Genomic DNA, 22,463 nt, shown 5'->3' on the forward strand with positions numbered 1-22,463 from the left:
AAGCGATATTGTCTTAAGTAAGCAGTTAGCCAAAGTGTCACAAAAACTGTAACCTCTTAGAAGATACATCTAGGAGGAATCACATGAAGAAGGTTGTCTTAACAATGAAAGAAGAAGAACGTTACCGAGTCATCAAAGCAGTGGTCAATGGTAAGACCTCCGTGCAACGCGCAGCCGTTAAGCTCAAGCGCTCCGAACGAACCATCTACCGACTGATCAAGCTTTGCAAGCAACAAGGCAAAGACGGCTTTATCCATGGTAATGCCGGCCGTGAGCCTGCCAACAAACGCAACGCGCAACTCGAACGCCAGATCATTCATCTGTACACCAACAAGTATGCCGGTTTCAACATCGCTCATTTCCACGAGTTCTTAACCACTGCCGAACAAATCGCTATCTCCGAATCCTCACTTCGGCTCTTATTCAGACACCACCACATCCTTTCACCCAAAGCCCACAAGGCCACGAAACGTCGGGTCAAGCGTGAGTTAAAAGAGAAAGAAAAGAAGGCCAAGCTCCTATCCAAACGTGATGAAGCCACCTTGTCAGCCATCGAAGTCGTTGAAAACATCAAAGCCCATCCAGAACGTCCTCGAAAACATTATTCTGGTGAACAGGTACAAATGGATGCTTCCTGGGAGTATTGGTTTGGTACTCAAAAAACCACCTTACACGCAGCCATTGATGATCAGTCCGGGAACGTTGTCGGCGGCTACTTTGCCAAACAAGAAACACTCAGCGGCTATTATCATGTGTTTGCCCAAGTCCTTCGCGATTATGGCGCTCCAGCAGAATTCCTAACGGATCGGCGCACCGTGTTTAACAGCAACAAAAAAGAGGGCTCACCTTCGACCGAGAACCCTCTTACACGTTTCGGTTATGCCTGCCAGACACTTGGAACAGAACTTTCGGCCACCAGTATTCCGCAAGCCAAAGGCCGTATAGAACGTCTTCTGGAGACTTTTCAAGATCGGCTCACAAGTGAACTGCGGTTGCATAACATCACCACAATCGCAGATGCCAATCGGTTTTTGGTCGGCTTTATCAAGCGTTACAATGACCGCTTCGCATCTACCATCAAAAGTAGCATGTCGGTGTTTGAGAAGCAACTAACACCCAAGGAAATTGACAATATTTTGATCATTGCCAATGAACGCAGCATCGGCCACGGACATTGTGTTCGCTTTGATAACAAACGCTATCTGCCACACCGGAATGGCGAATTGGTTTACTTACCACCGCATACAAAGGTCTTAGTCATCAAAAGCTTCACGGGCAGACTTTATATGACCACTGATGATGACCAGGTGTACGATCTTTTCTGTGTGCCAAAAGAACAGTTCATGTCAGCCAAATTCGATCTTACGCCAGCTGCGGCACCAACTCCTAAACGAACCAAGAAAATCCCGGCAATTACGCATCCGTGGCGCCGCACCAACTATCGCGATTACCTTGATTCTCTTGGCATTAACAGGACAAGGGTTAAACAGTTGGTCGCCGAACGATATCCATACAAGAATTCACAAGCGATTCAAGTCTAATCAGGATCATCTCGCGTCCAGTTTTCGGACGCATGTTTTATGGAATTTACTGTCAAAGTCGAAAATCGCTTGACATAAGCGATTTCAGTTTTTTATATAAACAACCGTTGTTATCCGCAATGATGCGTTCTTAACTAAATCTTAACGCCATTATCGGTTACAATCAAAGATTTGCTAGCGTTTAATGGCCGTGTTCCTCGACATACACGTGCACGTTTAAATTATGCTATGATAGCGTTATCTAAGTTGCGAGGTGGCATTATGACCCAAGAATTGAATTTATATATCATGTCAGATTCCGTCGGTGAAACCGGGCTGCGACTTGCACAAGCGGTTGCCGCTCAATTTCCGGAATTCGAAGCCCATTATGTTCGCTTTCCGTTCATCCACACGAAAGAAAAAATTTACAGTTCCATTGATGAAGCAAAGAAAGAAAATGCATTGGCCATCATGACGTTCGTCACAGACGGCTTCGCCCAGTTGGCAACGCATTACGCTAAAGACCAAGGTGTCATAGCGATCGACGTCATGTCACCAATTTTAAGCGGAATCAAATCGATTACACACGAAGAACCCAATCACGTTCCGGGTGCCGTGCATGATCTCAATGAACGTTATTTTGATCGGATCTCGGCGATGGAATTTGCGGTTTTGTATGATGACGGCAAAGACCCGAAAGGTTTTCTGGAGGCCGATATTGTCTTGCTCGGCGTGTCGCGGACAAGCAAAACACCATTGTCCCTATTCCTCGCCAACCGTAATCTGAAAGTTGCCAATTTGCCTTTGGTGCCCAATGCCCATATTCCCGAAGAAATCTGGCAGGTTGATCCTAAAAAAATTGTCGGCTTGACCACCGATGCTTCTGTTTTAATGGAATTTCGGCGTCAACGCATGATTCAGTATGGCTTGAATCCTGATACTGCTTACTCGGCACGTGATCAAGTCAATCAAGAATTGAAGTTTGCTGAAGATCTCTACAAAAAAATCGGCTGCATGGTGATTAACACCGCACACCGATCGATTGAAGAAACTGCAACCTTGATTTTGGAGCACATGGGCTTAGATGAATTTGAAAATACCGAAACCCATTAATCCATCAACCGGCGCAAAGCTTCCGGTTGAAAATGGCCGCTTTTGAGCCACTTGATTTCCTCCCCGTATGGCGGGACCTGATGCTTTTTATCTGGCCCGACATACGGGGTTTCGAGTATCTTGGGTAACTTTTCCAATGCCGGATGATGAGCAATTCGGTTTAACGCGTCAAACCCGATTGTCCCAAAACCGATGTTGGCATGGCGATCCTTATGGCTGCCCCGTGGATTCTTGGAATCGTTCACGTGAATGACACTCAGCCGATCCAACCCGATGACGTGATCAAATTCATTTAAAACACCGTCAAAATCATCTTTAACATCGTAACCGGCGTCGTTGGTATGGCAAGTATCAAAAGTCACGCGCAACTTTTCGTTATAAGTCACCCCATCAATGATTGCGGCAAGTTCCTCAAATGAACGGCCGATTTCCGTTCCTTTCCCTGCCATGGTTTCAAGCGCAATCGTGACGTGTTGCTTAGGGTCAATAATGCGATTCAAGCCTTTCACAATTTGCTTTATGGCGACTTCAGGACCAGCGCCCACATGCGCACCGGGATGAAATGGCATGGTATAGGCATGTAACGCGTCTGCCCGGACAACTTCTTCCCGCATGAATTGCACCGCAAATTCGAAGTTTTCGGGTTTTTTCGTATTGCCAAGATTAACAATATAAGGTGCGTGAATAACGGTATGACTGATGCCGTCTTTGGTCATCGCCGCCAGCCCTTCAGGAATGCGCATTTCGCTCGTTGGTTTGCGCAGCGTATTTTGCGGCGCACCTGTATAAAACTGCAGCGTATTAGCATCATAACTAGCCGCTTCTTCAACGGCTCCTAACAACATTTTTGTGCCTTTCATACTGACATTGGCACCGATTAACATGTAAAAAGCCCCCTATGTATGATCACCAGCAATAATCGTTTCGATTGAGATTTCTGGTGATCAGAAAAAATTCATCAAAAAACCCGGCTGTTTTCCGGGTTCATGTTAGCGCGGTTAATCCGTTTTTGGCTCGTAAAAATGGCCGAGGATTTTGACCGAGTCCGTAATTGACACGAACGCATACGGATCGCTGTGACGCATGGCCTGCTCTAAGTCATACATTTCGGCCCGGGAAATGATCGTGAACAGAATGGTCTTTTCCTCGTGATGGAAGGCTCCTTCTGCATCGTGAACAATGGTGATGCCGCGGCGTAGCGAACCTTGAATCTCTCGAACGACCTGCTTAGGCCGAGCAGTCACAATCATGACTTGCAACCGTTGCTGGCGCGTGTATAGCGAATCCATGACCCGCCCATTGATGAAAATTGCCAATGCCGAATATAACGCATGCGGCCAGTCATTGACAAAACCGGCAAGAAAGATAATCAGCACATTGAACATGATGTTGATCGTGCCAACTGTCCGCCCGGTGCGCTTACGCAACACAATTCCGAGAATATCGATACCGCCAGTAGAAATGTTATTGCGCAAAGCAAACCCGGTACCCAAACCATTCACAACCGCCCCAAAGATACCACAAACGATAGGGTCTTTGGTCAGCGGCGTTAATACCCCAAGCAACCGAATCATGATCGTCGAGAAGATAACCGCCAAAAAAGTGAACACTGTAAAGCGGTGCCCGATTGCCTTCCATGCCAGAATAAACAGTGGCACGTTTAAGAAAAATAGCAGGGTCCCAGTTGAAAATAAATCCGTTGTCGCCAGCGAAAAGAATGGCAGCGCAATGTCGAAGTTAAACCATTTTCGCACCACAGTCGCCAAAAGCTGTGCCGCACCGGTAATGCCACTGGCAAAAACCCCGCCCGGTTCCCAAAACATATTCAATGCAACGGCGACACAAATACTATAGAAAAATGCCGCTGATAATCGTGACCAATTTTGATGTCGGCGAATTAGCCGATCAATCTCTTCCATATCAAAAACCGCTCCCTGTCACCCATAATCATGTCGTGATCAAGTATAACAAGGGCGGTCTTTGATTGCTACCAAATCAAAAAATCGGTCGGTTTATTTATTTTAACGGGTGTCATAATGCGTTCACCAGCGCAGGATCATAACTGCGCCAGCTCCCGCTCATTTTAACGCGTTCACTGGCGCAGAAGCCTGCGTGTAAGGACCTTGGTCGCAATGGCAAAGACCGCCATCACGCCCAAGGCCACTTACACTCCGACTTCTAACCGCGCCAGCTCCCGCTCATTTGAATAGTTGCCGGTACTGGCCGTAGCCTTCTTTGTCGAGATCGGCAACCGGGATGAAACGAAGCGCTGCGGAATTGATGCAATAGCGCAAACCGCCTTTTGCAATCGGACCATCGTTAAAGACGTGACCAAGGTGTGAATCAGCTTGGGGACTGCGGACTTCGACACGTTCCATGCCAAAACTCTGATCCCGATGTTCGGCGAGTTTTGCAATCGGTTTGGTAAAAGATGGCCAGCCACAGCCGGCATCATATTTATCTTGGGAGGAAAATAGCGGTTCGCCGCTAACCACATCCACATAGATGCCGTCTTGATAAAAATCATCATACTGACCGGAAAACGGCCGTTCAGTCGCGGCTTTTTGCGTAACCGCATAAGCTTCAGGTGACAGTTGCTTCTTTAGATCGGCTTTTGACGGCCGTTTTGCTTTATCAAACATAAAAAACACCTCCGCTACAATTCATTATAGCGGTAGGTGTTTCGATTGTCAGCAATTAAATTGCATAACAACTTTAGGCGAAAGTGACGCCCCTTATTCGGTTAAGTTCTCGTCGCCTTCATGCTCTTTTTCCGGATCGACATCTGGCCGAACTTCAATACCTAAATCCTTAAGCTGTACGTCCGCAACTGGTGAAGGTGCACTGGTCATCGGTTCGCTGGCTTTGCTGTTCTTCGGGAAGGCAATGACATCGCGAATGTTGGTGCGGCCTGTGAGCAGCATGACAAACCGATCCAATCCAATAGCCAAGCCACCATGCGGCGGGAAGCCGTAATCAAGCGCCGTCAGCAGGAAGCCAAAGCTCTTTTGAGCACGTTCCGGCGTAAAGCCAAGCGCTTTGAGCATTTTTTCTTGAATCTCGCGGTTGTGAATACGGATGGAGCCGCCGCCTAATTCGTAGCCATTCAACACAATATCGTAACTTTGGGCGTGCGCTGCATGCGGATCGGTATCAAGCAGATGAACGTCTTCCTCATTTGGCATCGTGAATGGATGATGCGCCGGAACCCAACGTTGAATTCCTTCGTCGTATTCGAACAGCGGCCAGTCAACCACCCAGCAGAAGCGGAACTGCTTGTCATCAATCAAACCAAGATCATGGCCAAAATGGGTGCGGAGATAACCTAACGAATCAGCAACGACCTTTGCCTTATCTGCTACAAACAAGACCAGATCACCAGCATCGGCACCAATCGCTTGTGTCAGCGTCTTGCCGTCACCGAAGAACTTGGCAATTGGGCCGCTAATGCCGTCAGCTGTCACTTTCATCCACGCCAGGCCCTTGGCACCAAAGCGTTTGATGTAATCCTGTTGGGCATCGATCATTTTTCGTGAATATTTATCGGCTCCGCCAGGCAAAACGATTGCCCGCACTTGGCCGCCATTTTGCACGGCACCCGCAAAAACTTTGAAATCAGAATCTTTGACTAAATCGGAAACATCCTGAATCTGCATGCCAAAGCGAAGATCCGGCTTATCAGAGCCATATTTATCCATTGCATCCTGCCAGGTAATCCGCTCAAATGGTAACTTGACGTCAATGCCTTTTACATCGTGCATCACCTGAGCAATTAGGCCTTCAGTAATATCCTGAATTTCTTCTGCCGTCAAGAAACTGGTTTCAAGGTCAATCTGGGTGAATTCCGGTTGGCGGTCGCCGCGCAAGTCTTCATCGCGGAAGCACCGGGCGATTTGGTAGTACCGATCAAATCCGGCCCCCATCAGGAGTTGCTTAAATAATTGCGGTGATTGTGGCAAAGCATAGAAGCTACCAGGGTAAACCCGCGATGGCACCAGATAGTCCCGAGCCCCTTCAGGCGTACTAGCAGTTAAGGTCGGCGTTTCGACATCAATAAAGCCATTGTCATCTAAGTAATGGTGCACACTGCGCATGATGTGAGCGCGGGTGAAGATGTTCTTTTGCATCTCAGGCCGGCGCAAGTCAAGGTAGCGATACTTTAATTTGGTCTCTTCTGTTACGGCAACATTGTCTTCAATATAAAATGGCGGCGTTTTGGCCTTGTTCAAAATAGTGATGTCATGGACTTCAACTTCGACATCGCCGGTTTTCATTTCCGGGTTCACCGCTTGCGGCTTGCGCTTTTTGACCACCCCATGGACTTCGATCACATACTCGGAGCGCACTGAATTGGCCACTGTCAACGCGTCCTGATCAAATTCTTCAGAAAAAACAAGTTGAACGATGCCTTCCCGGTCCCGCAAATCAATAAAAATCAAACTGCCGAGACTGCGACGTTTCTGCACCCACCCTTTTAAGGTTACTTCCTGATCAACATAATCGGTGGTCACATCACCGGCATAACAGGTTCGTTTACTCATACTACTTTGCCTCCGTTACTTGCGTATAAATTTTACCAAAATCTGCCAACACATCTGCTTGGGGAAAAGCTTGTTGCTGGCCGGTTGCCATATTTTTAATCTGGACGGTGCCGGCTGCGCGTTCGCTTTCGCCAATCGTCAAAACCAGCTTCGCATGCGCTTTGTTGGCTGCTTTAAACTGGCCCTTTGCTTTGCGGCCCATGTAATCCATTTCGCCAGTAAAGCCTTGTTGACGCAAGGCTGTCAGCATTTGCAAGGCTTCTTGGTCAGCACCCTGATCGATGGTGACAATGTAGGCATCCGGTTGTGCGGCTTCTTGGTCTGATTGCATCAACAGCATCAAGCGCTCAACGCCCATAGCAAAACCAATTCCGGGAGTCTCGGGACCGCCGAGTTCTTCAACCAGCCCGTTATAACGGCCGCCTGCCAAGATCGTCGTGTAGCCGCCACCAAAGACTTTATCATCGGACATGACTTCAAAAATCGTGTGGTTGTAATAATCAAGCCCGCGGACCATGGTCGCATCCACGTCAAAATCAATCCCCAACCCTGTCAGCAACGTCTTCACGCGATCAAAATGCTGTTGGGCTTCTGGAGTCAGATAATCCAGAATTGAAGGCGCATTGGCGACAATCTCCTGGTCATGGCGATCTTTACTATCGAGAATGCGCAGCGGATTTTTTTCTAAGCGAACTTTAGAATCTTCAGAAAGCTCATCTTTGAACGGCGTCAGGTAATCAACGAGCGCCGCATGAAATGCTTTACGCGTCGCTGGGTCGCCCAACGAATTGATGACAAACTTAAGATGTTTGGCACCTAAAGCTTCGAGTAACTGCTTGGCCAAGGCGAGCGTTTCGGCATCGAGCACCGGAGAATCACTGCCAAAAGCTTCGACCCCAATTTGATGGAACTGCCGCTGGCGGCCACTTTGCGGGCGCTCATACCGGAACATCGGTCCCATATAATAAACCTTGTAAGGCTTTGCATATTCAGGACCGTATAATTTGTTTTCGACATAGGCTCGCACGACACCGGCAGTGCCTTCAGGACGCAAGGCCATCATTCGATCGCCTTTATCTTTAAAGGTATACATTTCTTTGGTCACGATGTCGCTCGTGTCGCCAGCACTGCGCGAGAATACGTCGACATTTTCAAAAATCGGCGTGCGAATTTCACGGTATTGGTATTGAGCAAAAATTTTACGGGCAACAGCTTCTACCTGCTGCCAACGTTCACTTTGGCCAGGTAAAATATCGGCTGTGCCTTTTGGACGTTGATAATTCATGAGGGACCTCCTGTAGTCTGAGAGATGTGATGGGGTTGGGTGATCGGGTGGGTTTTAGGTGGTTGGCTTCGTGAGGATGGTTGAGGGTGTTCGCAGGAGCCTGCGTGTAAGGAGCTCAAGCCCTAAATGGTCAAACCACACGACTATGGGATTGAAACTATAGACATTGGGGGCAATCCGGTTCCGAAACGCGCTCGCAGTCGCAGAAATCTACGTGTAAGGACCTCAAGCCTAAATGGCCAAAGCCCAGCCATTTAGGCTTGAGGTCCTTACACGTAGATTTCTAAACGCTCCTGCTCGCGCTCTAAAAAAATGCACCCCTCGATTGCTCGAAGGGTGCGGACACGGTACCACCTTGTGTTTTACTTTGCCATAACGGTGGCGTTCCGGAATTTTATCACCTCGGGAGTGTCTTTTCGATCGGTCCCGGCTTTCACCATCTCCGGGTCGCTTAAAGTTGATCTATCCTACTCCGTCACAGGTCTTAGTTATTGTTTAAAGCATACGGTTTGCAGAAAGCTTTGTCAACGGCGTTTCTATTCTTTTCTTATCGCTGACTTTTCACTTTAGCATACGGCTTACAGACAGTAAAACCGTCTTTACCGCCTTTTTACCAGCCGATTTGCTATAATGAACTTAACGATTTTTAGAGAATGGTGAGGCTGGGTCATGAAACCTATCGGACAATTGAAAAAATGGCCATTGATCATTTTGCTGGCGGTGTTGTTTGGCGTTGGTGCCGCGACGACCAGTGTCATGGCCAATACGCAATATATGACGGTAAAGGCCGACACGGTTAACGTGCGGCTGGGGCCTGGGCTTGCTTATGGCATTATGGGTCAGGTTAAGTCGGGCAATCAGCTGACGATTATCGGTGCCAAGAATTCCTGGTACCAAGTGCGGCTTGCCGGGAATCGAATTGGTTGGGTGGCATCATGGCTGGTGGATCAAAGCGAAGCCGCCACAACTCGGGCAAAAGTTGCCACCGTCAATCAACCGGTCAATGTGCGCGAATATGCGAGCCAGGATGCCAAACAATTAGGCTCCCTTAATGCTGGCGTGAGTGTGAAGGTCGTCTATCAGGAAGGCAACTGGACGCAAATCGCCTATAACAATACTGCGGCGTGGATCACCAGCAGCAGTGTTCAGCTGACCGGCCAGACAACGAACCTCGCGCAACCTGCCCAAGCAAATCTGACGCAGACCCAAAGCAATCCCTCGCTAAAAGTCACGACCAACACAACGACTAATTTACGAAATGCAGCAGGTATCAATGCGCCGGTTGTCGAAAAACTGGACAAGGGCACGGAACTGACCGTTATCAAGCAACAGGATGATTGGTATCAAGTTACCGCGCCTGATGGCAAAACCGGTTTTGTGGCTAGTTGGACAGTCAGCGCGCCTAATGACGGTCAGACGCAAAAAGCCGCAACCAAGCTTTCCGAAGCGACGATTGTTCTTGATCCGGGTCACGGCGGTACCGATACCGGCGCCATTGCCAATGATGGCTCTGATTATGAAAAGACCTACACCCTGAAAACGGCAGACCTTGTCGCCAATGCTTTGCGCGCAGCCGGAGCAAACGTCATCATGACACGCACCACCGATACGTTTGTTGATCTTGCGCCGCGACCAACCACCGCCAACAACGCCCATGCAGACGCCTTCATCTCGTTCCACTTTGACTCTAGCCCATCCAAAAACTCTGCTTCAGGCTTCACTACCTACTACTACAGCAGTAAAAAGGATCTCGCGCTGGCCAAGTCGATTAATGGCGCGCTGACTGGCTTGCCGCTGGAGAATCGCGGCGTAGCTTTTGGTAATTATGAAGTTTTGCGTGATAACAAGCAGCCGGCCATTTTGAACGAAATGGGCTACATCAACAATGACAAAGACTTTAAACACATCAAGGATCCGACATACCAGTCAAAAATAGCGACGGATATTGTCAATGGATTGAATGCCTACTTCAAGGCTGGCAATCACCAATAATCGTTTCACTTGTTTTCGACCAATCAAATACCCGCTAAGGCAGCTGCGGTTGCCTTAGCGGGTATTTTGGTTGCAACTATTTACTTGCGGAACAAAGGCGGAATTTCTTCTAAAGTATCAACCTTAAAGTCCGCTTGCGGTGCGGCATTTAACCCATCCACATTGAAGTAAATGGTTTTGACCCCTGCGTTGACGCCAGCATCAATATCCAGAGAACGGTCACCGATCATTGCCGTAAACGCCGGATTCAGCTGAAAGCGGTCAAGCAGATATTGAATCGCATGCGGTGCCGGTTTGCGTGGCAGGTTCAGGTCGGAATCCACACCACCGAGAAACAAGGTATCCACATGATCATTCGCGAGAATCTGCCATGCGCTGTGGTCGCGATGCGTTAACAACAGATTGTTGCCACCTTGATCCTTGATTGCCCGCAACACTGGCAGCGCCGCCGGGTAAGGATGAATGTCATGAAGGTAAGCACGAGCACGGTGATGGTAGTCAGCCTCTAATTCATCCACCGAGCGCCCTACTTTGCTACCGAAATCGGTTAGAAACTTTTTGATCGAAGTCTTCTTGACTAGGCGGTACAAAGCATCCGGTTCAATTTGCCCGCCGTTGTCCAATACAAGGCTTCTGAGCGCCTTCATCATGCCGGGATAGGAATCATACAGCATGCCGTCAAAATCCCAAATAGCATTAACCAGCATTACTTCGCCTCCGTATCAAACAGAATGGTGACTGGACCGTCGTTAGTGAGACTCACCTGCATATCGCCACCAAATTCACCGGTCGCCACTGTGACCCCCAGTTGCCGTAGTTTGGTATTGAAGTCTTGGTACAGTTGCTCACCTAAAGCCGGGGCTGCTGCATTGGTAAAACTCGGCCGATTGCCACGGCGGGTATCGGCATATAACGTGAATTGGGAAATCGATAAAATCTGCCCACCGACATCTGCCAAGGCCAAATTCATTTTGCCGGCATCATCACTAAACACCCTTAATTTACTGATTTTTTCCGCCAGATAGTCACTGTCGGCCTGGGTATCGTTCGGACCGACGCCTAATAACACGACAAAACCGTGGTCGATGGCTCCGACTGTTTGCCCCTCAATGGTGACTTGGGCGGCAAGACTGCGTTGTACGACTGCGCGCATGAATTTCTCTCCTTTTCTCGTTTGCTTTTATTTGGATACGGTGCCGGCTCGCTGTGGCCGAAAAAGCAGCAGGAACAAACATCTCAGTCTAAGCTGGCGATGTTGCTCGACTGCTGCCTTCGATCAACCATTGGCCCGTTTAACTTCATAAATATCCGGGACATTTTTAACTGCGTCCATCAACTTATCCAAGTGGGCAAGGTTACGGACCCCAACCGTAACATGAATGTCAGCCATTTTGTCATGGTCGACCCGGCCATTGATATTATTCAAGGCTTTGGTTTGGGCGTTGAGAACCTGCAGAACATCACTCAGCAATCCGCTGCGATTGTATCCGTAAATTTCGAGATCTGTGTTGAAGAGCTGCTTTTGATCCTCTTCATTCTCCCAGCGAACCTCAATCAAACGACCGGACATTTCCTTGGAATTTTGAACGTTGGGGCAATCGGCACGATGGACAGTCACGCCGCGGCCTTTGGTGACGTAGCCGACAATCGCATCCCCAGGCACGGGCATGCAGCACTTGGCCAGATGAACCAGCAGATTATCGACACCTTCAATAACCACACCATCTTCGGAATGGGTTTGTGGCTGGTGGCGTTCGCTGGAAACGGTCGTCACTTTTTGATTTTTCGACAAGATCGCGGCTTCTTTAGCTTTACGATCTTTTTCGGCCTTCTCGTGGCGATATTTCTCGGTCAGCCGATTGGCAATGACTCTCGGCGTATATTCACCATAGCCAATTGAGCTCATCAGTTCATCTTCGGTTTGAAAATTCAGCCGCTGCATAAGCCCGGACAGGTTTTCCTTGGTCAGGAACTCTTTAGGGGTATACCCTTCCTCCTGCAGCTCGTGTTCCAGCATATCGCGGCCTTTTTCGGCATTTTCGCTTTTATCGGCTTGCTTAAAATAGCGCTTGATCTTGTTGCGGGCACGGGAGGTATAAACAATCTTGATCCAGTCACGACTCGGAGCGCTACCACTGGCCGTCAGCATCTCGACAATATCGCCGTTTTTGAGCACATAATTCAGCGGTACGATTTTGCCGTTGACCTTTGCACCGACCGTATGATTACCGACTTCAGTGTGAATGAGATAGCCAAAATCAAGTGGATTACTACCTTTAGGGAGCTCGTAGACATCACCCTTGGGCGTAAATACATAAACCCGATCTGTGAAAATATCGCCTTTAACACTTTCCATGAAGTCGGCCGCATCGCTACTTTCATCCTGCAATTCGAGGATTTCGCGGAAAATATCCAGTTTCTTACCAGCCTTGTCATACTGAACTTTACTGGTCTGGCCTTCTTTGTAGGCCCAGTGTGCCGCAACACCATATTCAGCCACGTGATGCATTTCTTCAGTTCGAATCTGCACTTCTAGTGGTTTGCCCATGGGCCCGATGACCGTTGTATGAATACTTTGATAAAGATTGGCTTTTGGCATCGCGATGTAATCTTTAAATCGCCCTGGCATTGGCTTCCACTTGGTGTGGATGGCACCCAAAACCGCGTAACAGTCTTTAATCGTTTCGGTGATCACCCGAATGGCAAGTAAGTCATAAAGTTCGTCAAACTGCTTGTGTTTGTCGCGCATTTTTTTGTAAATCGAATAAATGTTCTTGGGACGACCATAGATTTCGTATTTGATATGCAAGTCAGCCAATGCTTTTTTGATTTCTTCAATGGCCTCTTGGATATAAGCTTCACGTTCGGTTCGCTTGCTGTTCATCAAGTGGGCAATCCGGTAGTACTGTTGCGGGTTTAGATAGCGCAGCGACAGATCTTCAAGTTCCCACTTGATGGTGCTGATCCCCAAACGATCAGCTAAGGGCGCATAAATCTCCAATGTTTCATTGGCGATCCGCCGCTGCTTGTCTGGGCGTAAGTGCTGGAGCGTCCGCATATTGTGCAGACGGTCAGCCAATTTGACCATGATGACCCGTAAGTCCTTGGCCATTGCCAACAACATCTTCCGGTGGTTCTCGGCGAGTTCATCTTTATGCGCAACATACGTGACTTTGCTCAGTTTGGTGACGCCATCAACAATAACCGCAACATCGTGCCCAAATACTTCTTCAATATCACCTAACGTAATGTTGGTGTCTTCGACGACATCATGTAAATACCCGGAAGCCACAGTCTCCGGATCCATTTTTAATTCGGCAAGAATCCCGGCTACCTGAATGGGATGGATAATGTAAGGCTCACCGGACTTGCGAACCTGGTCTTTATGGACGTACGCAGCAAATTTATAGGCCTTTTCAACGAATGCCAAATGTTCAGGATTCATATAAGCTTTGCATAACTTCATGACATCCGGTTGGGTAAGTTCAACTTCTTCGGCCATTCCAATTCCTCCTAAGCGCTCACCAGCGCGGTTAGAAGTCGGAATGTAAGCGGCCTTGGACGCGATGGCCGGTTTTTGGCCATTGCGTTCAAGGTCCTTACATGCAGACTTCTGCGCCGGTGAGCGCGTTAATAGGCGCACCGACATTATGAGAAGGGCGATAAACGGTCTGTTCCGACTTGGCCGGGACAACACGCTTATCGCCGCTTCGTTACGCTTGATTAATCGCGTCAGTTCGCGCATGATCGCTGCACGTTGTTGATGAAACATTTGGCGCACAGCTGGTTTCATCTGTTCTTAGACTACCCTTAAATTATAACGATTCTTGGGCAAAATGCTAGTCCTTTGCCATTGCCAGACAGCTCAAAACGATGTAGATCGGCGGGAAAAAATACCCATACCATTTGTACCGCCATAAAACCATCAACGTAAACAAGACAGGTAAAACCAGAAGCCACCACCAGCCTAAATGATGGCGATGAATCATTTTGCCAATCCACCAGGCACTCAACATATTGATCAAAATGAACAGCACACCGACACGAATGGCAGTGCTGAGATGCAGTAACGGGAAGACCCAAGGGAGGAGCAAGGTCACGAAGACACTCCAACAAATAATGGTATTGCGTGGAACTTTGACCCAATTCATGACACGACTCATCAGCGATAGTCTCCTTTATCAATGATTCAATTTTTAATTAAGAAAGCTCGGTGAGAACTGAGACAGCACTCAGCAAGTACAGCGGCGCCGTTTCTGCCCGTAAAATTCGTGGGCCAAGACCGGCTGGTGTGAAGCCATTTGCTTTTAACCCAGCTAATTCAGCCGGTGAAATACCGCCTTCCGGACCAAAAACAACGCATAATGATGCCGGCTTTTCTGCCAACGCTGCGACCAGTGCCGCATGTTCGCCTTGCTTGGCACTTTCTTCGTAAGCAACCAGCTTGACTGCCGCGCTATTGCCTACATCACTATGCTTAGCATACATCGCCACTTCAGGAACCAGATTGCGATGACTTTGTTCTGCGGCATTCTGAGCGATGGTCGCCAGCCGGCTCAATTTTTGGGCAACCCGTTCGGCCGGCCAGCGGGCAGTGCCCCACTGTGCATTAAAAAAGCCGATCTTGGCAGCGCCTAATTCGGTTGCTTTTTGGACAATCCACTCGGCTTTATCGCCTTTGCTGACACCGCAGACAATTTCAACTGCAATCGGCAGTTCAACGGGTTGCGTGACATCCTCGCCAATCAAAACCGTCAGCAGATCTGTGCTTTGAATCGTGGCGTGATAAACATGGTGTTCAGGATCGGCTAACTCAATCACATCGCCCACCTCATGCCGCAACACCTTAATGGCATGCTTGGCAATCGCTGGTTCCAATGTTAACGTCTGCTTTTCATGCAACTTATGTGCGGTGAAAAACCGTTGCATCAGTCGTCCTCCTCTTGAATCACGGCTTCGAGTGCCACCCAGCCGCCTGTTTCACGCCGTTGGGCAATCGTAAACCCATTGGCCTGCAAAGTCTGCGTGATTAAGGCAGCTTTGTCGGCAATAATGCCAGCCAGAAGAAAATGACCCTTGGGCTTCAAGCGTTCCTGAACCTGCGGAATTAAAGGCACTAAAACCTCAGCTAAAATGTTGGCAACAATCAAATCAGCAGACATCGTGATCCCTTGTAGCAAATCATTTGCCTTTACCGTGATGTGGCTGACAGGATTGAGCTCAATGTTAGACTGGGCATTTTTGACGGCAACATCATCGACATCGGTTGCTAAAATACGGCTGACACCCAAGCGTTCGGCAGCAATCGCCAAAATTCCGGAGCCCGTTCCGACATCAATCATCGTCTCACCGCCGCGCACCACTGATTCCAGTAATCCTAACATCAACTGGGTGGTCGGGTGCGTACCGGTGCCAAACGCCATGCCCGGATCCTGCGTCAGCACGATTTCGCCATTTTGTTCCGGGGTGTAATGTTCCCATTTAGGCACAATGGTCAAAAAACGTGAAACTCGAAGCGGATGATAATACTGTTTCCACACATTGGCCCAATCCGCCTGCCGCACATCGGTCAACGTGACCGTTGCCGCTCCGGGATCTAATCCGAATTGCTTCAATGCTTTGACTTGCGCCGCAATGTGATCGCGCTGTTCATTGAGTGAAGTGGCTGGATCAAAATAGCCAATCACCTGGGCGCCTGAAGCCAAATGCGGAATAGTGGTCGGGTCAAACCAGGTTCCGTGAGCATCAATTGTCGCCTTTTTGAAGTCAGCAGCGTCCTTAATTTGAATCCCTTCGGCGCCGGCTTCCATCAAAATATTGCTAACCGCCTCTACCGTTTCAGTCGAGGTTGTTACCGTTAACGCTGTCCAATCGTTGTTCATCAAGGTCTCCTTTTAATGTCACTTAACATCCGATCGCGTTTGACACTCACTCATCAACTTATTAATACTTCGGATACGGCAAAAAGATCCGATTATTGGCGTCAGGTTGTTGCGCCAGAGTCTCTTCAAACGCCGCATCGTCGAAATTCAGTGAAAAAAGATCATTGTCAGACGTGCCATCGACAAAATCCATCAGATCGCTTTCACCGTCATCCAGCAAATCCTGCAAGTAAATGAACAATGCATCCACGGTTGCGACGTCAATGCCTTTCTTGCCATTAAAACCGAAAATGGCCAGATAGTCATCGACGTAATCTTCACCGTGCAGCCGGGTTTCGTCATAAAAAAGAATTGCATCTTGATAAGTGACCGGTCCGTCATCAATGGTCGCGCCGTTTTGGTCTTCAACCTCGATGCCTGCCTCACCCTGTGCCGTCATCGTGATTTCCAGTTCAATGACGTGGGCATCCTTATCCCAGTTCAAACTAAGATCGCCGTCAAAATCGAGCTGATCCATTTTCTCGCCGATTGCATCTAACATATTCAGTTGGCTCATGCTTGCCATCCTTTCATTTTCCGATCCTGGTCTCGCCGCGGCAAGCCCGACACAAACGGATTGCCGGACACATAAAATCGCAGTGGCGCACTTGTCCAAGGTTCCTTATTGGGGATGCCAATTCGGGGACCGACTGCGATATTCTGTGGCCGATACGCTGTTGGTGTTAGTTTTAATTGACCATCATTTAACACAGTCCCATCGAGCTGCCGATCAATCGCTAATGCCTGGCATAACTTTCCCGGCCCGTTTGTAAGTCCGACACCGGTCTGATGACGTCGTTGCGCCATGTCCGCCAGTCCAGCTATCGGTTCAAGCGCGCGAATCAAAATGCACTCAGGAATATCAGCTGTCTGGGTCACAATATTCAGCAAACAGTATTGCCGCATCTGATACACGTAAACCGTACCTGCTTCCAAAAACAGACTGTGATTGCGCTTAGTATGCCGATTGCCAAACGCATGTGCCGCTTGATCGCGAACACCGAGGTAAGCTTCGGTTTCGACGATTAAGCCGCTGCAGTTGGCTAAACTTAACTTCATCCCCAGCAACTGTTGGGCGGATTGAAGTGTTGGTTGTGTTGCTAACCAAGGAATTATCATGCTTAATATATTAGCCTAGCTTCAGCTGAATGCAAAGGGCTAAGTGGCTTTGCCTTCAAAACATCGCCAGGTATAATAGTAACCAACTGGAAAGGAAGCTGAACATGGCAGAAAACTTAGCATTGCGCGCGCTTATCAGTCAACAAGCCGATACACTGGTCTCCGAACTCTACACAGACGACAAGGTCAATGCCCGCCTCCAAAAATGGTTAGCCAAAGTACCGGATCCGGGTGTAGCTGACACCTATAGTTATTTACTATCAGAGTCGCGGGATTTTTCCGAAGAACTACTTTATCGAATCTTAAGCAAATTGGTCGAAGACGGCGCGCTTACATTGCCTGACCAAAAATAATGGCTAGCAAAAAGAGACAAACTAGCAGTCTTTATAGGCTGTTGTTTGCCTCTTTTTTGCGTGTGAACCGATATGGCTAGAAAGCAAGACGTGGTCGGACTCAGCTCAGGTCTCTGTACTATGCCCATGCCATGCTAGCGTCATGCTCTCAATGCCACCGAAAACTACTTAAGCTTATCCTTAATCGCCGCAGGAACCGAGTCCGCCGAAACGGTTTGTGGCCCAGCAGTGACCCGTTTTTGCGAAATCTTGGCTTTAACATACGTCCCTGGTGTTAATGGCTTGGGATCAGCCGATTCTGGAGATGAGAACCCGAGTTTTCGTTCTTGACCATCTTTTGTAATCCAGACGAAATCGTATTCATACGTGTAGTATTGTTTGCCATTCACTTTATAAGGTGAGCCATCATCATTCTTGGAAGCTTCCTTTTTGCCTTCAGTGACCACGGCATAAGCTTCAACCCCATTATAGGTACTGTTCCAATACTGATAACCAAAAAAGCCCAAAACGAGAACCGCAAGTAACGCAACCACACCTATAACTCTTTTCATGGATAATCGCTCCTTTTTGTTACGAACATTATGTCAATCCAATTGAAAAGTTGCAACTATCTTTACCGCCTTTAGGGTTTTCTTAAATCGTGACAAAAATGTCATGAACGTAAGGTGGACAAGGACTACAGAGGCATCTTCGTTAGTTTCATAGGTTCACATACCGTCATTTTAAGGGACGAACAAGGTCTTGATCGAACATTTTTGTAAGATCAAAACACCAAAATAATTACTCATAATTTAGCTTTAATACCTTTGCAAGTATCGTCCGGCAACAGGTAATCCCAAAATATCTGAGGATTGTTTGCGTGGCAACAAAAACAGCCTCGGAGACAAAGATCGTCCCGAGGCTGATATGCCTTCTTGTACAACTACTAAATGGTCTTAACGCGCATCTTTGGGTGAATGCTTCACTGGCGGATGACTGTTATTGTTTTTATGCGGGCTGCGTTTTAGTCGGCTGAAGACTGACTGAACCGCCTTGAAACGTTGCGGATCGCGGCGGGCATTTTTGACAAACTGGCTAAAATCATGATCGCCAATGCCGACTTCCTGTTCGTCATCTTTTTTATGCTTCAACCAAGGCATCATGACACCTCCGACTCCTCGCGCATTCGATGTGAGCGATTGGCCCCTCTCAAAATAAGCAGCATAGCAACGACCAACCCAATCAATGCGAAAACACTATAATTAGGAATCAAAATAAAGGCAATAAAGGCACATAACCCAATGATGTTGCCCACTGTAAGCAATCGTGAATGTTGACTCACAAAATACGACAGTAGATGAAAAATGATGCCGGGCACGGTCAACCACCACAGATGGTCCGCCCATGTCATCAGCGTTGCGCCAACGCTTGTAAAAGAGAATCCGTTGGGCAGAGTTGTCACGATCGCAACAATCAGCATCACAAGGGCAAACGCCCCGTAAATCAAATCATAAAGTGCCGGTACTTTTTTAATGGAAATTTTCAAGTGTCGATCATCCCTTGTTTTAGCAGTAACTGTATTATACAAGTTTGCAGAAACCATTGCACGATCGTGAGCCGTGAGCGTTGTTAAATTTTGCGTTAATTTGCAAAGTTGGCTACCTTAGTTTTGAGCATCCAAATCGCCGGTATTAAATTCCATATATCCTTCATAATAGTAGGAATAATCGATTCCTTTCATGTACAAGGCGCGATCGTTAATCTTGTCAGTTAATGCTGCTGACGATACATGCTTAATTTCCGTCGTTTTGATTGGGCATGTTGCATTGCCAGCAAATAATCGTCTTTGTCGACCTGTGACCAATCAATGACATAGCGGAGTTCCTGCTTTAATATGAGATCCAACCAAATTCGGGTGGACCGGCCGTTGCCCTCAAGAAATGGATGGGTGATATTCATCTCAACATACTTTTCGACGATTTCATCGAAAGTTGATTGGGGTAATGTATCGATGTAAGCTAACGAGGCCTTAAGGAACATTCGCGGCGCAAACTGAAAGTCATTCTTGGCGAGGTTTACAGTGCGAATTTTACCAGCAAAGTCGTAAATGTCTTCGAACAGGTAACGATGGATCGCGGCCAAACCTTTAAACGTGCCAACTTCGATTTGATTGATTTCACCTGAATCAAATAGTTTCTTCGCTTTTAACTTGGTTATTTTTTTTCTTGTCTTGCTAACTCAAGGCTATCAGTGATGCCCAACTTATTCTCTAGCATTGAGTTCCCTCCTCGTATATTTAAATTACAACCAAGTTCTTGGATAGCTCCGTACTTGGATGTTGCGTGATATTCTCTAGTTGTTCATTGGATTTGGGTCCAACTGGTATAGGCTTTTCCCTCCTGTTGCTAGCTATTGCTAGACTTCACCCCGAGACTGCCGCCCAGATGAATCGAACAAGCACAAACCACAAGCTGCGGGGGCTGGAGATCAGTTCGGTGACTCGCGTTTCACCGAGCAGCTACTGATCCTCAGACAGACTGCTCATACTGCGAGGAAGTACTGTAGGTTCATAATTAGGGAATATCGCGCAGCGCCCAAGCCTATCCATAAATCAGAACAGAAAGGAGGTCCAATTCGATGAACTTGAATGTTGGTATTGATGTTTCAAAAGCAAAGCTTGATTACTGTGGCTTGGATTCTGCCAAGAAGGTTATTTTCCAGGACAAGACCACGAATACCCCTGACGGGGCCGGCCAAATTGAGAAATTAATCCTGGAATGGGCTAAACGCCAAGATGATTCACTAAAGATCGTGATTGGCATGGAAGCCACCTCGGTGTACAACATCCACCCCACACTTTACTTTGAACAAAGCTCAGCGCTCAGTGCGTTGGATGCCACTGTCGTCACGTTGAACCCCAAGATGACTCATCGTTACAGCCAATTGTTCGATGACGACAAGACTGATACCATTGATGCCTTCCACATCGCAGACTTTCTGCGCATTGGCCGGTATCAAGTGCCAGTGACCCGCGACGAGAAACACATTGCCTTACAGCGGCTCACCCGCGAACGGTATCACGTCGTCAAACAAATTACAGATGGCAAAAACCACTTCCTCAACAATCTGTACTTCCGATTGAACACACTGGAAGCTGAGCTACCGACTTCTGTGTTCGGAAACACGATGATGACGGTGCTTAGCGGTGAAAAGTACACACTGGACGAAATCGCTCAGATGCCCTTACAGACGCTTACTCAAGATCTTAACCAATTGTCCCACGGTCGCTTTGGTGACCCAGAGGCGATCGCTAAGGCCTTACAAAAAGCCATCCGTAGCTCTTATCGCTTGAGCAAGACGGTTGCCGATTCTGTTGACCAGGTCATGGCGATTTACATCAACCAGATCCGGATGTTACAAAAGCAACTAAAAGCCCTAGACAAGAGCATCACCGACCTGTGTGCCGTCATTGATGGCTCACAGTCAACGCAAAGTATTCCAGGCGTTGGCCCAGTCTACTCGGCTGGACTACTGGCTGAAATTGGTCAGATTGAACGGTTTCCGAGTGAAGCTAGTTTGGCAAGCTATGCCGGACTGGTTTGGCGCAGAAGTCAATCCGGAAACGGTGAGCGGCAACTAACGCCGCGCACGCATAACGGCGATCAGTACTTACGCTATTACCTAATTGAAGCTGCCAACTCGGTAAGAGCGCATGATCCCACATTTGCCAGATTTTACGACAAGAAATACCGGGAGGTGCCAAAATATCAACACCGACGTGCTTGTGTCATGACTGCAAGAAAGCTGGTACGCGTGATCTATGCATTACTTAAAAACCACGAGTTGTATAAACCAGCCAAAGCGGTCTAGCGCGCCAAGCGTCAAGTTAGGGCTTTAGATTCACCTAGAGAAATTACTAAATCCCTGGGCTGGGGGAAGTATACCCTCTGAAAAATGAAACAAGTCTAGATAATTTGAATCACTCCCTTGACTTCAGACCACAAGTCTCCCGGCTCTGTCCAGCTACGAAAAAGTCTGTAAAATGTCTTCCGTGAATCCAAAATGCGCCAAACAAGACTGTGTTTAAAGAACCTAAGATTCGAATCACAGGCTGCTTTGTTAGAAAAATTAGGTTTTGATCGCATACGGTTTAACGGAAACAACAACGCAGTCCGGTTTCCTTATTCACCAGATAGTCCATAACATTTATGGATCTTTATTAATTACCTTTAGTATTTTAACCAACTATACAAGATTTTGCCGTTTTAGAACAGGACTAACCAGCGATTCTTCGAGAACCCGAGTGATAGAAGCAATGTTTATTTTTGCAAAGATGAGTGCCAGCGACCTTTAAGCAGATTGTTATCTGGTGTTACTTTGCGTGGACGGCTAGCTGGTTTGTAGTATGCTCGATCGTGCCCAAATTCAAATTGGTCTTGAAAGCAAACAAAAACCGCAACCTTTAAGGACTGCGGAATGCTGTTATATCAACGTTTATCTAAGGAGAGTACAGGATTTGAACCTGCGCGCCCGCTATAAACGGGTTCGACGGATTTCGAGTCCGTTGCATTACCACTCTGCCAACTCTCCAAAACACAAGAACTAGTATAACAAAATGCCTGCGCTTTGGGAAGCAATTC

The 22,463-nt window shown here is 47.8% G+C and carries 21 protein-coding genes, 1 tRNA gene and 1 pseudogene; 5 read left to right on the top strand and 18 right to left on the bottom strand.

Features of this window, described 5'->3' with window-relative positions; translation table 11 throughout:
- The first annotated feature begins 83 nt into the window (after positions 1-83).
- Both LBCZ_RS07240 and LBCZ_RS07245 read left to right on the top strand, forming a co-directional pair.
- Positions 84-1,541 carry an ISNCY family transposase gene (locus tag LBCZ_RS07240; RefSeq protein WP_039639057.1) on the top strand — a complete coding sequence of 486 codons (1,458 nt, stop codon included), beginning with the start codon at positions 84-86 and terminating at the stop codon, positions 1,539-1,541.
- Between the two features lie 261 nt (positions 1,542-1,802).
- Positions 1,803-2,633, top strand: a complete 831-nt coding sequence (locus LBCZ_RS07245; RefSeq protein WP_039639059.1) for a pyruvate, water dikinase regulatory protein — start codon at positions 1,803-1,805, stop codon at positions 2,631-2,633.
- Here LBCZ_RS07245 and LBCZ_RS07250 read toward each other — a convergent pair.
- The 5 genes from LBCZ_RS07250 to hisS all read right to left on the bottom strand — a co-directional run bounded on the left by LBCZ_RS07250 (position 2,630) and on the right by hisS (position 8,459).
- Positions 2,630-3,517, bottom strand: a complete 888-nt coding sequence (locus LBCZ_RS07250) for a deoxyribonuclease IV (RefSeq protein ID WP_025013564.1) — start codon at positions 3,515-3,517, stop codon at positions 2,630-2,632. The two genes, LBCZ_RS07245 and LBCZ_RS07250, sit on opposite strands and share 4 nt — an antisense overlap.
- A 114-nt stretch (positions 3,518-3,631) precedes the next feature.
- A complete protein-coding gene (locus LBCZ_RS07255; protein WP_010488175.1) occupies positions 3,632-4,552 on the bottom strand; it encodes a YitT family protein in 921 nt (306 codons plus the stop codon).
- 279 nt (positions 4,553-4,831) lie between these two features.
- Positions 4,832-5,275: a peptide-methionine (R)-S-oxide reductase MsrB gene (gene msrB, locus LBCZ_RS07260; RefSeq protein WP_025013563.1), complete on the bottom strand. Its 444-nt coding sequence runs from the start codon at positions 5,273-5,275 to the stop codon at positions 4,832-4,834.
- Positions 5,276-5,368: 93 nt separating this feature from the next.
- Positions 5,369-7,174: an aspartate--tRNA ligase gene (aspS, locus tag LBCZ_RS07265; protein ID WP_025013562.1), complete on the bottom strand. Its 1,806-nt coding sequence runs from the start codon at positions 7,172-7,174 to the stop codon at positions 5,369-5,371.
- Position 7,175: 1 nt separating this feature from the next.
- A complete protein-coding gene (gene hisS, locus LBCZ_RS07270; RefSeq protein WP_025013561.1) occupies positions 7,176-8,459 on the bottom strand; it encodes a histidine--tRNA ligase in 1,284 nt (427 codons plus the stop codon).
- Positions 8,460-9,128: 669 nt separating this feature from the next.
- Here hisS and LBCZ_RS07275 point away from each other — a divergent pair.
- Positions 9,129-10,451: an N-acetylmuramoyl-L-alanine amidase family protein gene (locus LBCZ_RS07275; protein ID WP_010488169.1), complete on the top strand. Its 1,323-nt coding sequence runs from the start codon at positions 9,129-9,131 to the stop codon at positions 10,449-10,451.
- 80 nt (positions 10,452-10,531) lie between these two features.
- Here LBCZ_RS07275 and LBCZ_RS07280 read toward each other — a convergent pair whose 3' ends face one another.
- From LBCZ_RS07280 to LBCZ_RS07315, 8 genes are all read right to left on the bottom strand, one after another.
- Positions 10,532-11,158, bottom strand: coding sequence for an HAD hydrolase-like protein (locus LBCZ_RS07280; protein WP_025013560.1), 627 nt, complete (start codon positions 11,156-11,158; stop codon positions 10,532-10,534).
- A complete protein-coding gene (dtd, locus tag LBCZ_RS07285; RefSeq protein WP_025013559.1) occupies positions 11,158-11,604 on the bottom strand; it encodes a D-aminoacyl-tRNA deacylase in 447 nt (148 codons plus the stop codon). The genes LBCZ_RS07280 and dtd overlap by 1 nt, the downstream gene beginning before the upstream one ends.
- Before the next feature lie 123 nt (positions 11,605-11,727).
- A complete protein-coding gene (locus tag LBCZ_RS07290) occupies positions 11,728-13,953 on the bottom strand; it encodes a RelA/SpoT family protein (protein WP_039639357.1) in 2,226 nt (741 codons plus the stop codon).
- A 337-nt stretch (positions 13,954-14,290) separates the two neighbouring features.
- On the bottom strand, positions 14,291-14,614 hold the full coding sequence (locus tag LBCZ_RS07295; RefSeq protein WP_025013558.1) for a membrane protein: 324 nt from the start codon (positions 14,612-14,614) through the stop codon (positions 14,291-14,293).
- Between the two features lie 37 nt (positions 14,615-14,651).
- Complete coding sequence (locus LBCZ_RS07300) at positions 14,652-15,380, bottom strand: RsmE family RNA methyltransferase (protein ID WP_025013557.1); 729 nt, start codon at positions 15,378-15,380, stop codon at positions 14,652-14,654.
- Complete coding sequence (gene prmA / locus LBCZ_RS07305) at positions 15,380-16,333, bottom strand: 50S ribosomal protein L11 methyltransferase (protein ID WP_039639062.1); 954 nt, start codon at positions 16,331-16,333, stop codon at positions 15,380-15,382. Before prmA ends, LBCZ_RS07300 begins: the two co-directional genes overlap by 1 nt.
- Before the next feature lie 61 nt (positions 16,334-16,394).
- Positions 16,395-16,889 (bottom strand): DUF3013 family protein, encoded by a 495-nt coding sequence (locus LBCZ_RS07310; RefSeq protein ID WP_025013555.1) that lies wholly within the window; start codon positions 16,887-16,889, stop codon positions 16,395-16,397.
- Positions 16,886-17,491: a DNA-3-methyladenine glycosylase gene (locus LBCZ_RS07315; protein ID WP_025013554.1), complete on the bottom strand. Its 606-nt coding sequence runs from the start codon at positions 17,489-17,491 to the stop codon at positions 16,886-16,888. Before LBCZ_RS07315 ends, LBCZ_RS07310 begins: the two co-directional genes overlap by 4 nt.
- 104 nt (positions 17,492-17,595) lie before the next feature.
- Between LBCZ_RS07315 and LBCZ_RS07320 the strand changes: the two genes are divergently transcribed.
- Complete coding sequence (locus LBCZ_RS07320) at positions 17,596-17,844, top strand: hypothetical protein (RefSeq protein ID WP_010488157.1); 249 nt, start codon at positions 17,596-17,598, stop codon at positions 17,842-17,844.
- A 164-nt stretch (positions 17,845-18,008) separates the two neighbouring features.
- Here LBCZ_RS07320 and LBCZ_RS07325 read toward each other — a convergent pair whose 3' ends face one another.
- The 4 genes and pseudogenes from LBCZ_RS07325 to fic all read right to left on the bottom strand — a co-directional run bounded on the left by LBCZ_RS07325 (position 18,009) and on the right by fic (position 20,099).
- A complete protein-coding gene (locus LBCZ_RS07325; RefSeq protein WP_025013553.1) occupies positions 18,009-18,395 on the bottom strand; it encodes a DUF1093 domain-containing protein in 387 nt (128 codons plus the stop codon).
- A gap of 384 nt (positions 18,396-18,779) precedes the next feature.
- On the bottom strand, positions 18,780-18,983 hold the full coding sequence (locus tag LBCZ_RS07330) for a hypothetical protein (protein WP_025013552.1): 204 nt from the start codon (positions 18,981-18,983) through the stop codon (positions 18,780-18,782).
- Positions 18,983-19,369 carry a hypothetical protein gene (locus tag LBCZ_RS07335; protein ID WP_010488153.1) on the bottom strand — a complete coding sequence of 129 codons (387 nt, stop codon included), beginning with the start codon at positions 19,367-19,369 and terminating at the stop codon, positions 18,983-18,985. The genes LBCZ_RS07330 and LBCZ_RS07335 overlap by 1 nt, the downstream gene beginning before the upstream one ends.
- Before the next feature lie 117 nt (positions 19,370-19,486).
- Positions 19,487-20,099, bottom strand: a pseudogene (fic, locus tag LBCZ_RS07340) (protein adenylyltransferase Fic).
- A 361-nt stretch (positions 20,100-20,460) separates the two neighbouring features.
- On the opposite strand from fic, the gene LBCZ_RS07345 reads away from it, so the two are divergent.
- Complete coding sequence (locus LBCZ_RS07345; RefSeq protein ID WP_039639065.1) at positions 20,461-21,693, top strand: IS110 family RNA-guided transposase; 1,233 nt, start codon at positions 20,461-20,463, stop codon at positions 21,691-21,693.
- A gap of 631 nt (positions 21,694-22,324) precedes the next feature.
- Here LBCZ_RS07345 and LBCZ_RS07350 read toward each other — a convergent pair.
- A tRNA-Ser gene (locus tag LBCZ_RS07350) sits at positions 22,325-22,413 on the bottom strand.
- Positions 22,414-22,463: the final 50 nt, after the last annotated feature.

It is taken from the genome of Lacticaseibacillus casei DSM 20011 = JCM 1134 = ATCC 393 (genome assembly GCF_000829055.1).
Lineage (GTDB): Bacteria > Bacillota > Bacilli > Lactobacillales > Lactobacillaceae > Lacticaseibacillus > Lacticaseibacillus casei.

What these genes read in the sequence shown, in the direction of transcription:
- LBCZ_RS07330 (WP_025013552.1), bottom strand. Translation starts at nt 18,983, where the DNA reads ATGCCTTGGTTGAAGCATAAAAAAGATGACGAACAGGAAGTCGGCATT.
- LBCZ_RS07245 (WP_039639059.1), top strand. Translation starts at nt 1,803, where the DNA reads ATGACCCAAGAATTGAATTTATATATCATGTCAGATTCCGTCGGTGAA.
- msrB (WP_025013563.1), bottom strand. Translation starts at nt 5,275, where the DNA reads ATGTTTGATAAAGCAAAACGGCCGTCAAAAGCCGATCTAAAGAAGCAA.
- LBCZ_RS07240 (WP_039639057.1), top strand. Translation starts at nt 84, where the DNA reads ATGAAGAAGGTTGTCTTAACAATGAAAGAAGAAGAACGTTACCGAGTC.
- LBCZ_RS07280 (WP_025013560.1), bottom strand. Translation starts at nt 11,158, where the DNA reads ATGCTGGTTAATGCTATTTGGGATTTTGACGGCATGCTGTATGATTCC.
- aspS (WP_025013562.1), bottom strand. Translation starts at nt 7,174, where the DNA reads ATGAGTAAACGAACCTGTTATGCCGGTGATGTGACCACCGATTATGTT.
- LBCZ_RS07300 (WP_025013557.1), bottom strand. Translation starts at nt 15,380, where the DNA reads ATGCAACGGTTTTTCACCGCACATAAGTTGCATGAAAAGCAGACGTTA.
- hisS (WP_025013561.1), bottom strand. Translation starts at nt 8,459, where the DNA reads ATGAATTATCAACGTCCAAAAGGCACAGCCGATATTTTACCTGGCCAA.
- LBCZ_RS07255 (WP_010488175.1), bottom strand. Translation starts at nt 4,552, where the DNA reads ATGGAAGAGATTGATCGGCTAATTCGCCGACATCAAAATTGGTCACGA.
- LBCZ_RS07250 (WP_025013564.1), bottom strand. Translation starts at nt 3,517, where the DNA reads ATGTTAATCGGTGCCAATGTCAGTATGAAAGGCACAAAAATGTTGTTA.
- dtd (WP_025013559.1), bottom strand. Translation starts at nt 11,604, where the DNA reads ATGCGCGCAGTCGTACAACGCAGTCTTGCCGCCCAAGTCACCATTGAG.
- LBCZ_RS07275 (WP_010488169.1), top strand. Translation starts at nt 9,129, where the DNA reads ATGAAACCTATCGGACAATTGAAAAAATGGCCATTGATCATTTTGCTG.
- LBCZ_RS07345 (WP_039639065.1), top strand. Translation starts at nt 20,461, where the DNA reads ATGAACTTGAATGTTGGTATTGATGTTTCAAAAGCAAAGCTTGATTAC.
- prmA (WP_039639062.1), bottom strand. Translation starts at nt 16,333, where the DNA reads ATGAACAACGATTGGACAGCGTTAACGGTAACAACCTCGACTGAAACG.
- LBCZ_RS07325 (WP_025013553.1), bottom strand. Translation starts at nt 18,395, where the DNA reads ATGAAAAGAGTTATAGGTGTGGTTGCGTTACTTGCGGTTCTCGTTTTG.
- LBCZ_RS07295 (WP_025013558.1), bottom strand. Translation starts at nt 14,614, where the DNA reads ATGAGTCGTGTCATGAATTGGGTCAAAGTTCCACGCAATACCATTATT.
- LBCZ_RS07310 (WP_025013555.1), bottom strand. Translation starts at nt 16,889, where the DNA reads ATGAGCCAACTGAATATGTTAGATGCAATCGGCGAGAAAATGGATCAG.
- LBCZ_RS07290 (WP_039639357.1), bottom strand. Translation starts at nt 13,953, where the DNA reads ATGGCCGAAGAAGTTGAACTTACCCAACCGGATGTCATGAAGTTATGC.
- LBCZ_RS07320 (WP_010488157.1), top strand. Translation starts at nt 17,596, where the DNA reads ATGGCAGAAAACTTAGCATTGCGCGCGCTTATCAGTCAACAAGCCGAT.
- LBCZ_RS07315 (WP_025013554.1), bottom strand. Translation starts at nt 17,491, where the DNA reads ATGATAATTCCTTGGTTAGCAACACAACCAACACTTCAATCCGCCCAA.